The organism is Nocardioides sp. Root140 (genome assembly GCF_001426745.1).
Lineage (GTDB): Bacteria > Actinomycetota > Actinomycetes > Propionibacteriales > Nocardioidaceae > Nocardioides.
Genome location: NZ_LMFI01000001.1, coordinates 1113877 through 1126911, shown reverse-complemented (window position 1 = coordinate 1126911; position 13035 = coordinate 1113877). Strand labels below are relative to the sequence as shown.

The following is a 13035-nucleotide window of genomic DNA, read 5'->3' as shown; positions in this document are numbered from 1 at the left end:
CGGGTCAGACCAGGAAGAAGATCAGCGCGACGACCCCGACCACGACGATGAACGCACGCAGGGCGAGCGGCGGCAGACGGCGACCGTAGATCGCACCGAGCTGCCCGCCGACCACGGCCCCCGTCGCGATCAGCGCCACCACCAGCCAGTCGACGTCGGCGACGACAGCGAAGATCACGCCCGCGACGAGGTTGACCAGCCCGGCGAGCACGTTCTTGGTGCCGTTGAGCCGCTGGAGGGTCTCGTCGATGCCGATGCCCATCACGGCCATCAGCAGCACGCCCTGGGCCGCGCCGAAGTAGCCGCCGTACACGCCGCCGAGCAGGACCAGTGGCCACACCCACCACGCGCCGTTGGCCGGCAGGCCGCCCGCGGCCTCGTGCCGCTTGGCCACCCATGCCGAGATGCGCGGCTGGAAGACCACCAGGAGGCAGCCGACCACGATCAGGACCGGGACGATCGCCTCGAACGCCCCCGAGGGCAGCTCGAGCAGCAGCACCGCCCCGATGACGCCGCCGATCAGCGAGGCGACGGAGAGCCTCAGGATGCGGGCCCGTTGGCCGACCAGCTCACGCCGGTAGCCGATCGCCCCGGAGATCGAGCCGGGCACGAGGCCGATGGTGTTGGAGACGTTGGCGGTGACCGGGGGTACGCCGAACGCGAGGAGGGTCGGGAACGTGATCAGCGTTCCCGACCCCACCACGGTGTTGATGGTGCCGGCGGCCAGGCCTGCGAGCAGGACGGCCGCGGCTTCGAGCAGTGTCACGGCGCCGGAGGCACCTCTTGGTCGAGTGCCGGAGGCACCTCGGGGTCAGCCGGTGCGGCCGGCGTCTCAGGAGTCACCGCTGCGGCGGCCGAGTCCTTGCCGATGGCCGCGCCCTTGGCCTCGGCGATGGCCTGCTCGACCGCGGCGTGCGTGCTCGACAGGGTCGGGTCGGCCGGGTCGGGGATGTTCGGCTCGCTGGATCCCATGTCGACACGCACACGCGGCCCGTCGACGTCCTTCGGGATTCCGCTGAGCTCGGTCATCGTCGAGCCGAGGCCCTCGAGCGCCTTGCCGATCTCGGATGGGACGATCCAGACCTTGTTGGCGTCGCCCTCCGCGATCTTCGGCATCATCTGGAGGTACTGGTAGGCCAGCAGCGACTGGTCGGGCCGGCCGTCGTGGATCGCCTGGAAGACGGTCTGGATGGCCTGTCCCTCACCCTGGGCACGCAGGATCTGAGACTCCCGGTCGGCCTGGGCGCGCAGGATCAGCGACTCCCGGTCACCTTCGGCGGAGAGGATCGCGGACTGCTTGGAACCCTCGGCGGTCAGGATCGCGGCCTGGCGCTGACCCTCGGCGGTGAGGATGACGGCACGCTTCTCGCGGTCGGCACGCATCTGCTTCTCCATCGAGTCCTTGATGGAGGGCGGCGGGTCGATGCCCTTGAGCTCGACACGGTTGACCCGGATGCCCCACTTGCCGGTGGCCTCGTCGAGCACGCCACGCAGACGGCTGTTGATCGCGTCGCGGCTGGTGAGGGTCTCCTCGAGGTCCATGCCACCGACGATGTTGCGCAGGGTGGTCATGGTCAGCTGCTCGACGGCCTGGATGTAGTTGGCGATCTCGTACGTCGCGGCGACCGGGTCGGTGACCTGGAAGTAGATGACGGTGTCGATCGAGACGACCAGGTTGTCTTCGGTGATCACCGGCTGCGGCGGGAACGACACGACCTGCTCGCGCAGGTCGATCATGTAGCGCACCTTGTCGATGAACGGCACGACGATGTTGAGGCCTGCGGGCAGCGAGCCCTTGTACTTGCCGAAGCGTTCGACGATGCCGGCACGCGCCTGCGGAACGATCCGCACGGTCTTGGCGAGTACGACGACGACGAACAGCAGCAGCAGTAGCAGCAGGACGAGAACTGCGGTCATCTGCTCTTCCTTTCCCCGGACGGAAGATCCGTCACTCTTTCGTGAAGCAGGTCTGGTGGTTCAGGTGCGTGGTGGAGCAGATGCCGGCAGAGCCTTCAGGGCTCCAGTCGCGGCACCGGGTGGACGTAGGCCGTGGCGCCCTTGATCTGGAGCACCTCCACCGTCTCTCCGGCCTCGATGACGATCGACTCGTCGTAGGGCCGGGCGGTCCATTCCTCACCCGAGAGCTTGATGCGGCCGGCGTCCTGGTCGCTGATCCGGGCCAGGACGACGCCGTGGTGGCCGACCAGCTTGCCGTGGCCCAGCGAGAGTTCCGGGCCGGCGTGCAGCTTCTTGAGGGCACTGGGGCGCACGAGGGCCAAGGCGGCGACCGAGGCACCGGCGAACAGCAGGACGGTCAGCTCGAACGGCGCGCCGAGCAACGCGGCGACCATCGCGACCCCGGCACCGGTGGCGAGCATGAGCAGGATGAGGTCCATGCTGAACAGCTCGGCCACGCCGAGCAGGATGGTGAGACCCAACCAGGTCTCCCATGCGTGTTCGCGCAACCAGTCCATGACGAAACCCTAGCCCGCGTGTCGGCGCGATCGGCGCCGGGCGGCGTACCGGCCGTCTTCGTGACCCAACTGCAACGGCATCCCGAAGGTGGCGCTGAGCATCTCCTCGGTGATCACCCGCTCCACGGGGCCCGCTGCGACGACTTTCCCCTGCCGCAGGAGGAGGGCGTGGGTGAAGCCCGGAGGGATCTCCTCGACGTGGTGCGAGATCAGCACGGTGGCTGGGGCCAGCTCGTCCTGCGCGAGGAGCGACAGCGTGGAGACGAGGTCTTCGCGGCCGCCGAGGTCGAGGCCCGCGGCGGGCTCGTCGAGCAGCAGCAGCTCGGGGTCGGTCATCAGGGCGCGGGCGATCTGCACCCGCTTGCGCTCGCCCTCGCTCAACGTGCCGAAGGTGCGGTCGAGCAACGGCTTGGCACCGAGCTCGACGAGCAGCTGTTCGGCGCGGCCGTGGTCGAGGGTGTCGTAGTGCTCGTTCCATCGACCGAGCACGCCGTACGACGCGGAGACCACGACGTCCCGGACCAGCTCGTGGCGCGGGATGCGCTCGGCGATCGCCGCGCTGGTCAGGCCGATCCGCGGGCGCAGCTCGAAGACGTCGACGGTGCCGAGCACTTCGTCGAGGATGCCCGCGACTCCCGAGGTGGGGTGGATCTGGGCCGCCGCGACCTGGATCAGCGTGGTCTTCCCGGCTCCGTTGGGGCCGAGGATCACCCAGCGTTCGTCCTCCTCGACCGTCCAGTTGACGCCGTCGAGCAACGTGGCGCCCCCACGGCGCACCGTCACCTCGGCGAACTCAAGTACGGCGGTCATGTCCCGCACCCTATCCACCCGGCGTAGGCTCCCGCGCCATGGCATCGGCACTCCCCATCGACTCGGCCCGCATGGCGTGGTGGTTGTCCGCCTGGCTGCGCGGAGCGGCCACTCCGGACGACGTCCGCGACGCCGTGCTGGACGGCGACGCAGCACACGACCTGGTCGGACTGCCCGGCGACGACGGCACCACTCCGCTGCTCCTGGCCCTCGGCGCGGTACGCCGTTCCGGGGCACGTTCGGCGGGCCTCGCCCTGCCCGCGCCCGGCGACCCGACCGGGCTCGGCGGCCCCGCCGACTTCAATGCCGCGGCACTCGACGCCGGCGAGGCCGTCGTCCTGGAAGGTGCCGACCTGGGACTGGTCCCGGTCCGGGCCGGGGCCGGTGTGGTGTGGCAGGTGCTGCCGGCCGCACGTCGTGCTCTGGTCGATCTCGGTGAGGCAGACCGGGGACTGCGGGCAGCGGTGTCGACCGCGGCCACGGCCCTCGTCGACCTCGAGGTGGCGCGCTGGCGTCCCGAGGTCGCCGACGAGCTGATGAACCTGCGCCACGTGCCGGCCTACGACGCACCGCCCGGCACGCCCGAGCGCGCGAGATCGCTGGCCGGCCGCGCACTCCAGGCCCTGGGCATCACCGAGCTGGCCGGCCAGGACCATGGCGCCGCGGTGACGGCGCACGAGATGGCGCAGCGTGCCGACGCGCTCCTCCCGCTGGAACACGCCGCCCGCCGGGCCCTGGTCGCAGCCTGCTCCCCCGAGGTCTGGCCCCCTGACTAGGCCCTCACCTGTGTCGTGTCACTGGTGGGAGTAGACCCCGAGGGCGTTGCCGGACGGATCGGTGAAGTGGAACCGACGGCCGCCCGGGTACGCGTAGGGACCCTCGGTGACCGTGCCCCCGGCCGCCAGCACCGCGGCATGCGTAGCGTCGAGGTCGTCGGAGGAGATCAGGACCAGCGGGCCGCCGGGCTGCGGAGTCGTGGCCGGGTTGAGCCCGCCGATCTCGTCGTCGCGCCCGGGCAGCTTGATGCCGGCGTAGTCGGGGCCGTAGTCGTTGAACTCCCAGCCGAAGGCGGAGGTGTAGAACGCCTTCGCCGCCGCGAGGTCCGTGGCACCGAGCTCGATGTAGTTGACGGTGTGGTGTGTGTCGGACATGCGGCCCACACTACGAGTCGGCACCGACAACCGGCCAGGACCGCAGTAGCCTCTACCCGTCATGACTGACTTCGAAGAAGCCCCGCCGAAGACCCTGCTCATCACCCTCACCGGCAAGGACCGTCCCGGCGTGACCTCGGCGGTCTTCTCCAGGCTGGCCGCTGCGGGTGTCGAGGTGATCGACATCGAGCAGATCGTGCTTCGCCGACGCCTCGTGCTCGGCGTGCTGGTCAGTGCGCCCCGGGAGTGGAAGAAGCTCCGTGACGCGGTCGTCGAGGTCGGCTCGGCACTCGGCATGCAGGTCGAGGTCGACCGCGGAGTCGGTGACAACAAGTCCCGTCGTGACGGGCGCAGCCACGTCACGATCATCGGGGCGCCCCTGCGCGCGGCCGCCATGGCCGCGATGACGGGACGCATCGCGGACTCCGGCGGCAACATCGACCGCATCGAGCGCATGGCCCGCTACCCGGTCACTGCCATCGAGCTCCACGTCTCGGGGGTCTCGACCGACACCCTGCGTGAGGGCCTCGTGAAGGAGGCCACCCTCCAGGGGGTCGACGTCGCGGTCCAGCCGGCCAACCTGCTGCGACGCGGCATGCGGTTGATCGTGATGGACGTCGACTCCACGCTGGTCCAGGGCGAGGTCATCGAGATGCTGGCCGCCCACGCGGGCTGCGAGCCGGAGGTCGCCCGGGTCACCGAGCAGGCGATGCGCGGCGAGCTCGACTTCGCCGACTCACTGCGCGAACGGGTCGCCCTGCTCGAAGGGGTCGACGCCCGTGCCCTCGAGCGGGTCTACGAGGGCATCGTCTTCGCCCCGGGTGCCCGCACCATGATCCGCACCCTGAAGCGACTCGGCTACCGGTTCGCGATGGTCTCCGGCGGCTTCAGCCAGATCACCGACCGCATCGCGGCCGACCTCGGCTTCGACTTCGCCCACGCCAACGAGCTCGAGATCGTCGACGGCCGGCTCACCGGGCGCATCGTCGGCGACGTCGTCGACCGGGCCGGCAAGGCCGCCGCCCTGCGCCGCTTCGCCCACGACGTGGGGGTCACCGAGGAGCAGGTGATCGCGATCGGCGACGGGGCGAACGACCTCGACATGCTCAACGCGGCCGGGCTCGGCATCGCCTACAACGCGAAGCCGGTCGTCCAGCAGGCGGCCGACACCGCGGTGAACGTGCCCTACCTCGACGCGATCATGTACCTCCTCGGCATCTCCCGCGAGGAGATCGAGGCCGCTGACGCCGCCGTCGGCATCGTCACGCCGGCACCTCCGGTCTGAGCGAGGGGCTGGCTCGCCCCGTCGGGAGTCAGTCGTCCTCACGCGGCACGTGGAAGCGGGCCAGGCGGGCGCCGCCCATGTCGAGATCGGTCCAGGCGCCGCTGACCTCGAAGACCGCCATCGCGCCCGTGGGGAACCCGGCGATCATGCCGTTGGAGGCGTCTGTGTCCCCCTCGCCGTCGTCCAGCGTCTGCGCCAGGAACGCCATGGTCGGGTTGTGCCCGATGACGACCAGGCTGCGTACGTCGTCCGACGTGAGACGGATCAGGTCGAGCGCCGAGTCCGGTTCGGCGGCGTACAACGCGTCGCTCGTCTCGACCGGGCAGTCGAACCCTCCCGCCGTCGAGACCTCCCACCAGGTGGCCTGCGTGCGCGCTGCGGAGGACACGAGGGCGGCGGCGGGCACCACCTCGACCTGTCGCAACCACTCGCCTGCCAACGCCGCCTCGCGTCGTCCACGAGGAGCCAGCTCCCGCTCGTGATCGAGTGCCGAAGGCGTCTCTGCCTTGGCATGCCGCATGAGGACGAGGATCCGGGAAGACTTGTGCACGCGACCATGTTGGCACCGGCTAGCCTGCCTGTCATGCCCAGCGAGAGTGAGTCCCCCATCGATTCCCCCACGCCCGGCCCCCTGATGATCGTGGGCGGCGCCGAAGACAAGTTGCGCAGGCGTTCGGTGCTCACCGAGTTCGTCCGGGCCTCGGGAGGCCCGCACGCGAAGATCGCCGTGATCGCCACGGCGTCCTCCCTGGGCCCCGAGATCGTCGAGGTGTACGACGCCCTGTTCCGCAAGCTGGGGGCGGCCGACGTCGTCTCCGTTCGACCGGTGACCCGTGAGCAGTCGCATGACGCGGCGTTCGTCGAGGCACTGTCCGACGTGACCGGCATCTTCATGACCGGCGGCAACCAGCTCAAGCTCTCCGGCGCGATCTGCGGCACACCGTTCGGCGAGGCGATCCACGCCGCCCGACGACGTGGCGCGGTGATCGCCGGCACGTCCGCGGGCGCCAGCATCCAGTCTTCGCACATGGTGGCCTTCGGCACCGGCGGCGCCACCGCCAAGCAGCGGATGACCCAGGTCGCGGCCGGACTGGGACTGGTCGAGAACTGCGTGATCGACCAGCACTTCGAGCAGCGCAACCGCTACGGCCGGCTGCTGATGATCGTCGCCCAGTCGCCGCAACTGCTCGGCATGGGTGTCGACGAGGACACCGCCGCCGTCGTGACGGTCGAGGGCGACCACGAGATCCTGCGCGTCATCGGCCGCGGGGCCGTGACGATCTTCGACCCGGCCCGCATCGTGAGCAACGCGCACGAGGCGTCGCGCTCGTCACCCCTGCTGACCTCAGGCGTCGTCTTGCACGTGCTGCCGCAAGGTGCGACCTTCGACCTGACGACACGCACACTCGTGCCTGCCCCGGCAGTCGCCGATGACGCCGAGGCGGCCGAGATCGCCGAGGCCGGTCGCGACCTGCGCAAGCTGGCCCGCGACATCGCGGCGGGTGACGTGTCACCCTCGGTGCTCCGGAGACGCAAGAGCAGGCGTCGCAAGGAAGCCGACCAGACCATCGAAGCCGACGAGACGGAAGCGAGCTCATGACCGACACTCCCCTGGCGGGTGGACGCCCGACCGCTGACCTGGCCATCGTCGAGACGCGGGTCTACCGCGGAGCCAACATCTGGTCCTACGACCGCTCGATCCACCTGGTCGTGGATCTCGGCTCACTCGAGCAGTACCCGACGAACACCATCCCCGCCTTCACCGACAACATCCTCCAGATGCTGCCCGGCCTGCGTGAGCACTCCTGCTCCCGTGGCCGTCGCGGCGGCTTCGTCGAGCGCCTCAACGAGGGCACCTGGCTCGGCCACGTCGCCGAACACACGGCGCTCGCCCTGCAGCAGGTGGTCGGCCACGACATCCGTCGCGGCAAGACCCGACAGGTCAAGGGCAAGCCCGGGCACTACAACGTGATCTTCGGCTACGTCGACGAACAGGTCGGCCTGGCCGCCGCGCGTCTCGCCGTACGCCTGGTCAACCACCTGGTCGAGGCCGACCCGGAGTTCGACTGGGACAACGAGCTCGAGGCGTTCATCAAGCGCGCCGAGCGCACCGCGTTCGGGCCGTCCACCCAGGCCATCGTGGACGAGGCGGTGTCTCGCGACATCCCGTGGCTGCGCCTGAACCAGCACTCGCTCGTGCAGCTCGGCCAGGGCGTCCACGCCAAGCGCATCCGGGCCACGATGACCTCGGAGACCAGCTCCATCGCGGTCGACATCGCCAGCGACAAGGACCTCACCACGCGGCTGCTCGGTGCCGCCGGGCTGCCGGTGCCCAAGCAGGAGTCGGTGCGGACCGCCGACCAGGCGGTCACCGTCGCCAACCGGATCGGCTACCCCGTGGTGGTGAAGCCGCTCGACGGCAACCACGGCCGAGGCGTCTGCCTCGACCTGGAGAACGAGGACGACGTCCGCGAGGCGTTCCCGGTCGCCAAGGACCAGTCCCGCCGCGGCTGGGTGATCGTCGAGTCGATGGTCACCGGCAAGGACTACCGGTGCCTGATCATCGACGGCAAGCTCGCCGCCGTCGCCGAGCGAGTGCCTGCCGGGGTCACCGGTGACGGCACGAGCACCATCGAGCACCTCGTCGAGATGGCCAACGCCGACCCGCGGCGCGGAGTCGGGCACGAGAAGGTGCTGACCCGCATCAAGGTCGACGACGCCGCCATCGAGAGGGTCCGCGACCAGGGCTTCGAGCTCACCGACGTGCCCGACGCCGGCGTCCAGGTGAAGCTGGCGCTGACCGGGAACATGTCGACCGGCGGCATCTCGATCGACCGCACCTTCGAGGCGCACCCCGAGAACGTCGAGATCGCCGAGGAGGCGGCTCGCATGATCGGGCTCGACATCGCCGGCATCGACTTCATCTGCCCCGACATCACCGAGCCGGTCCGTGAGACCGGCGGCGCGATCTGTGAGGTCAACGCCGCCCCCGGGTTCCGCATGCACACCCACCCGACCATCGGCGAGCCGCAGTTCATCGCCAAGCCCGTGGTCGACATGCTGTTCCCGCCCGGCGCACCGTCGCGCATCCCGATCGTCGCGGTGACCGGCACCAACGGCAAGACCACGACGTCGCGGATGATCTCCCACATCTTCAAGGGCATGGGCCGCAAGGTCGGCATGACCTCGACCGACGGTGTCGTGATCGACGAGCGGCTGCTGATCCGGGCCGACGCGTCCGGGCCCCGGTCTGCCCGCATGGTGCTGCAGAACCCGCGCGTCGACTTCGCGGTCTTCGAGGTGGCCCGCGGCGGCATCCTGCGCGAGGGGCTCGGCTACGAGCGCAACGACGTCGCCGTGGTGCTCAACGTGCAGCCCGACCACCTGGGACTGCGCGGCATCGACACGGTCGAGCAGCTCGCCGACGTGAAGGCCGTCGTGGTGGAGGCGGTGCCCCGCGACGGGCACGCCGTGCTGAACGCCGACGACCCGCTGGTGCGCAACATGCGCCGGCGCTGCTCGGGCCAGATCGTCTGGTTCTCCATGGAGGAGCCGGGCACCGAGGCCCGCGAGATGATCGACGCGCACTGCCGGCGCGGGGGCAAGGCACTGATCCTGGCGCCGTCCGACCGCGGCGAGATGATCGTGGTCAAGCACGGGCGCCGTGAGATGCAGCTGGCGTGGACCCACCTGCTGCCGTCGACCTTCGGCGGCCGGGCCCGGATGAACGTGCAGAACGCGATGGCCGCGGCCGCCGCGGCCTTCGCCGCCGGTGCTCCCCTGCACGACATCCGCCAGGGCATGCGCACGTTCTCGACGAACTACTACCAGTCCCCCGGTCGGCTCAACGAGGTCGAGGTCAACGGCGTCAACGTCATCGTCGACTACTGCCACAACGCGCCCGGCATGCGCATGCTCGGCGACTTCGTCGACCGGGTCGGCGAGTCGCTGGAGTCGGCACACGAGCTGGCCCGTCCTTCCCGGATCGGCGTCATCGCCACCGCCGGCGACCGCCGCGACGAGGACATGCGCGAGCTCGGTGAGATCGCGGCCCAGCACTTCGACGTGGTCGTGGTCCGCGAGGACGTCGCCCTGCGCGGGCGCGAACGCGGCGAGGTGGCCGGGTTCGTGGCCGAGGGCGTACGCCGGGCCATGGAGGCCGGCACCCGCTGCAAGCAGGTCGAGGTGATCACCGACGAGACCGACGCCATCCGTCACGCGATGAGTCGCGCCAACCGCGGCGACCTGGTCATCCTGTGCGTCGACAAGCACCCGCAGGTGATGGCCGAGCTGGAGAACTGGTCCAACCAGGCCCAGGCCGGCTCCGGCGCCACCGACGACTCCCCCGCCGCCGACCCCGACATCACCTCGGTGTCGAGCGACCGCGTCTGACCCGGGTGCGGATCCTCAGGCTCGACCAGGTCCCCAGGCGCAGGATCGAGGCCAACGACAGCACCGGCTTCACGGTGGGGGCGCTCGGCCTGACCGCCGACGCCCACCTCGTCGTGGTCCAACTGGCCCCGGGCGGGGTGATCGGACGTCACCCTGCCCTGGGCCGCCAGCTCCTGGTGGTCATGGAGGGCAACGCGACGGTCAGCGGCTACGACGGCGTGGTGCAGCATCTCGGTCCGGGCCAGGCCGCGGTCTGGGAGGCCGGCGAGCAGCACGAGACCCGCACCACCGCGGGCCTCCTCGGCTTCGTCGTCGAGGGCGACGTCGACCTCGACAACCACGTCGGGGCAGTCGACGCCCCCTGATCCGTCAGTCTCGGGCCGCGCGGACCTTCTCGGCCAGGTGTTCGGGGCTGTCGGGCGTGCCGCCCTTGCCGGCGATCCAGTCGTAGCACTCCTGGCGCTCGGCGTGGCACATGATGCCCACGACGTCGCCGGGCTGCGCCTGGGCCACCAGTGCTTCGAGTCCGGACACCTCGGTCGGCCACGACACGATGTGCGTGGCGCCCACGCGTTCCGCCCCGGCGCGCATCAGCACGTCGAGCTCGTCCGTCGTACGCCCGCGCAGGTAGCGCTCCTTGTGGCAGATCGCCAGCACGTCGGCGTCGCGGCCAGCGATCTCGCCGAGCTGCTCGATCAGCTCGTCCTGCCGGTCGCCGACCACGCCCAGCCCGAGGAGGATCCGCGCACCGGGACGGCGTACGCCGTTCATGATCTCGATCAGCGCCTCGAGGCCGGCCTCGTTGTGGGCCAGGTCCATCACCACCGAGACCTCGCCGATGGAGAAGAAGTTCATCCGGCCGGGGTTGTGCTCGGCGTCGGGTCGGAACGTGCGCAGGCCCTCCACGACGACGTCGCGGGGCATCCCGATGGCCAGGGCGGCGGAGGCAGCGGCCAGCGTGTTCTCGACGTTGAAGCGGGACAGTCCGGCCAGCGTCATCGGCACGTCGACCAGCTCGATCAACGGGTCGGCGTCGCGGCCCGGTGTCAGCACGGCGACCCAGCCGTCGATCACGGTGGTCGCCCGACCGCCGCTGTTGAGCACCTCGCGGACGGCCGGCGAGTCGGGGTCGCGGGAGAACACCCAGGGCTGGGCCTTGATCACCTGACGCATCGCCAGGACCCGTGGGTCGTCCCCGTTGAGCACCGCCCAGCCGTCGGGTCGGGTGATGCGCGGGACCACCGCCTTCACCTCGGCGAGCTGGTCGACGGTGTCGATGCCCTGCAGCCCGAGGTGGTCGGCGGTGACGTTGGTGACCACCGAGACGTCGTTGCGGGTCAGGCCGATGCCCTTGAGCAGGATGCCGCCGCGCGCGGTCTCGGTGACCGCCAGCTGCACCTGCTTGTGGGCCAGCACCCGGCCGGCACCCGACGGGCCCGAGTAGTCACCCGGCTCGACCAGCTCACCGTCGATGTAGATGCCGTCAGTGTTCGACCAGCCGACCAGCAGTCCGTTGGTGCGGGCGATGTGCGCGATCATCCGCGAGGTCGTGGTCTTGCCGTTGGTGCCGGTGACCGCGACGACCGGGATGCGCGGCTTGATCGTGGTCGGAGCCGCCCCCGCCTCGACGGTCGCCAACCGTTGCGCCACCTCGCTGACGAGGACATCGATGTCGGCGCCCGGCAGCGCGTCGAGCACCTCGGCCACCGCGCGGCCCAGGGCCTCGCCCTTGTTGCGGTGCCGCCACGGGAAGGCGACCACGATCTGGTGCGGGTCGTTGGTGGGGCGGACGCGTACGGCGAGGCGCGCGGTGCCCGACTCCCCCGCGATCGACCGGACCAGCCGGGCCACGGCCCGGGTGGCGAAGCGCTGCCGGAAGCCGGAGCCGGCGGCACCCTGGCGGACGTTCTTCAGTCCGATCCGACGCGCGAACCGTTGCACCGTCTCATCCGGCGCCTCGGCCAGCGGCGTGATGTCGAGGGTCAGTTTCACCGCGGCCCGCGGGAAGTAGAGATTGGGGCCTTCGAGGATGCGCAGCTCGATGAGTGAAGTCACCCACGGAACGGTACAGACTCATCCCGGCATCGCCGATCTCCGGCACGCGCAGGCTGGATCGGGTCAGGCACCCATCGCGTGGAAGCCACCGTCGACGTGCACGATCTCGCCGGTGGTCGCCGGGAAGAAGTCGGACAGCAAGGCACAGACCGCACGCGCGGTGGGCTCCTGGTCGGTGTTGTCCCAGCCCAGCGGGGCACGCGTGCCCCACATGTCCTCGAGGTCGGAGAAGCCGGGAATGGCCTTGGCAGCCAGCGTGCGCAGCGGCCCGGCGGAGACCAGGTTGCAGCGGATGCCGTCGGCGCCGAGGTCGCGGGCCAGGTAGCGCGAGGTGGACTCGAGGCCAGCCTTGGCCACGCCCATCCAGTCGTACGCCGGCCAGGCGACCGTCGCGTCGAAGGTGAGGCCGACGACGGACCCGCCCTCGCTCATCAGCGGCTTGCTGGCCACGGCCAGCGACTTGAGGGAGTACGCCGAGACCTGGACCGCCTGGGCGACGTCACCCCACGGCCCGTCGAGGAACTTGCCGCCGAGCAGGGTCTCGGGGTTGCCGTAGGCGATCGAGTGCACGACACCGTCGAGACCGTCGACGTGCTCGCGCACGAGCTCGGGCAGCCGGGCGAGGTGGTCCTCGTCGGTGACGTCGAGCTCGAGCACGGGCGGCTCGACGGGGAGGCGCTTGGCGATGCGCTTGGTGATGCCGAGTGCGCGACCGAAGTTGGAGATCAGGACGGTGGCGCCCTGCTCCTGGGCGACCTTGGCCACCGCGAAGCCGATCGAGCTGTCCATCGTCACACCGGCGACGAGGATCCGCTTGCCGTCGAGAATGCCCATGCGTCTTGCTCCTTGTGTCAGGGAGGGGTGGGAG

The 13035-nt window shown here is 70.4% G+C and carries 13 protein-coding genes; 5 read left to right on the top strand and 8 right to left on the bottom strand.

The genetic code is table 11. From position 1 onward, the window contains the following. Positions 1–4: 4 nt before the first annotated feature. From ASD30_RS05510 to ASD30_RS05495, 4 genes are all read right to left on the bottom strand, one after another. A complete protein-coding gene (locus ASD30_RS05510) occupies positions 5–766 on the bottom strand; it encodes a sulfite exporter TauE/SafE family protein (protein ID WP_056677958.1) in 762 nt (253 codons plus the stop codon). After that, positions 763–1917, bottom strand: coding sequence for an SPFH domain-containing protein (locus ASD30_RS05505; protein WP_056677955.1), 1155 nt, complete (start codon positions 1915–1917; stop codon positions 763–765). The genes ASD30_RS05510 and ASD30_RS05505 overlap by 4 nt, the downstream gene beginning before the upstream one ends. 95 nt (positions 1918–2012) lie before the next feature. Next, positions 2013–2474 carry an NfeD family protein gene (locus tag ASD30_RS05500; protein WP_056677952.1) on the bottom strand — a complete coding sequence of 154 codons (462 nt, stop codon included), beginning with the start codon at positions 2472–2474 and terminating at the stop codon, positions 2013–2015. A 9-nt stretch (positions 2475–2483) separates the two neighbouring features. After that, positions 2484–3284, bottom strand: coding sequence for an ABC transporter ATP-binding protein (locus tag ASD30_RS05495; protein ID WP_056677949.1), 801 nt, complete (start codon positions 3282–3284; stop codon positions 2484–2486). 38 nt (positions 3285–3322) lie between these two features. Here ASD30_RS05495 and ASD30_RS05490 point away from each other — a divergent pair, with 38 nt between their 5' ends. Then, positions 3323–4060: a hypothetical protein gene (locus tag ASD30_RS05490; RefSeq protein ID WP_056677946.1), complete on the top strand. Its 738-nt coding sequence runs from the start codon at positions 3323–3325 to the stop codon at positions 4058–4060. Between the two features lie 18 nt (positions 4061–4078). Here the strand turns inward: ASD30_RS05490 and ASD30_RS05485 are convergent, their stop codons facing one another. Next, the gene (locus ASD30_RS05485) at positions 4079–4435 is read right to left on the bottom strand and encodes a VOC family protein (RefSeq protein ID WP_056677943.1); all 357 of its coding nucleotides are present in this window, start codon (positions 4433–4435) and stop codon (positions 4079–4081) included. Between the two features lie 61 nt (positions 4436–4496). On the opposite strand from ASD30_RS05485, the gene serB reads away from it, so the two are divergent. After that, positions 4497–5720, top strand: a complete 1224-nt coding sequence (gene serB / locus ASD30_RS05480; protein WP_056677940.1) for a phosphoserine phosphatase SerB — start codon at positions 4497–4499, stop codon at positions 5718–5720. 28 nt (positions 5721–5748) lie between these two features. On the opposite strand, the gene ASD30_RS05475 is transcribed toward serB, so the two are convergent. Beyond that, positions 5749–6270 (bottom strand): SixA phosphatase family protein, encoded by a 522-nt coding sequence (locus tag ASD30_RS05475; RefSeq protein ID WP_235532506.1) that lies wholly within the window; start codon positions 6268–6270, stop codon positions 5749–5751. Between the two features lie 33 nt (positions 6271–6303). Between ASD30_RS05475 and ASD30_RS05470 the strand changes: the two genes are divergently transcribed. Genes ASD30_RS05470 through ASD30_RS05460 form a run of 3 tightly spaced genes read left to right on the top strand, consistent with a single transcriptional unit; the run spans position 6304 to position 10477 of the window. Continuing rightward, entirely contained in the window at positions 6304–7320 is a 1017-nt protein-coding gene (locus ASD30_RS05470; protein WP_082563561.1) for a cyanophycinase, read from the top strand. Then, the gene (gene cphA, locus ASD30_RS05465) at positions 7317–10112 is read left to right on the top strand and encodes a cyanophycin synthetase (protein ID WP_056677937.1); all 2796 of its coding nucleotides are present in this window, start codon (positions 7317–7319) and stop codon (positions 10110–10112) included. Before ASD30_RS05470 ends, cphA begins: the two co-directional genes overlap by 4 nt. 5 nt (positions 10113–10117) lie before the next feature. Further along, positions 10118–10477: a cupin domain-containing protein gene (locus ASD30_RS05460; protein ID WP_056677933.1), complete on the top strand. Its 360-nt coding sequence runs from the start codon at positions 10118–10120 to the stop codon at positions 10475–10477. A 4-nt stretch (positions 10478–10481) separates the two neighbouring features. Here ASD30_RS05460 and ASD30_RS05455 read toward each other — a convergent pair whose 3' ends face one another. Next, positions 10482–12167, bottom strand: coding sequence for a Mur ligase family protein (locus ASD30_RS05455; RefSeq protein WP_235530066.1), 1686 nt, complete (start codon positions 12165–12167; stop codon positions 10482–10484). A 63-nt stretch (positions 12168–12230) separates the two neighbouring features. Then, positions 12231–13001: an enoyl-ACP reductase FabI gene (gene fabI / locus ASD30_RS05450; protein ID WP_056677930.1), complete on the bottom strand. Its 771-nt coding sequence runs from the start codon at positions 12999–13001 to the stop codon at positions 12231–12233. Positions 13002–13035: the final 34 nt, after the last annotated feature.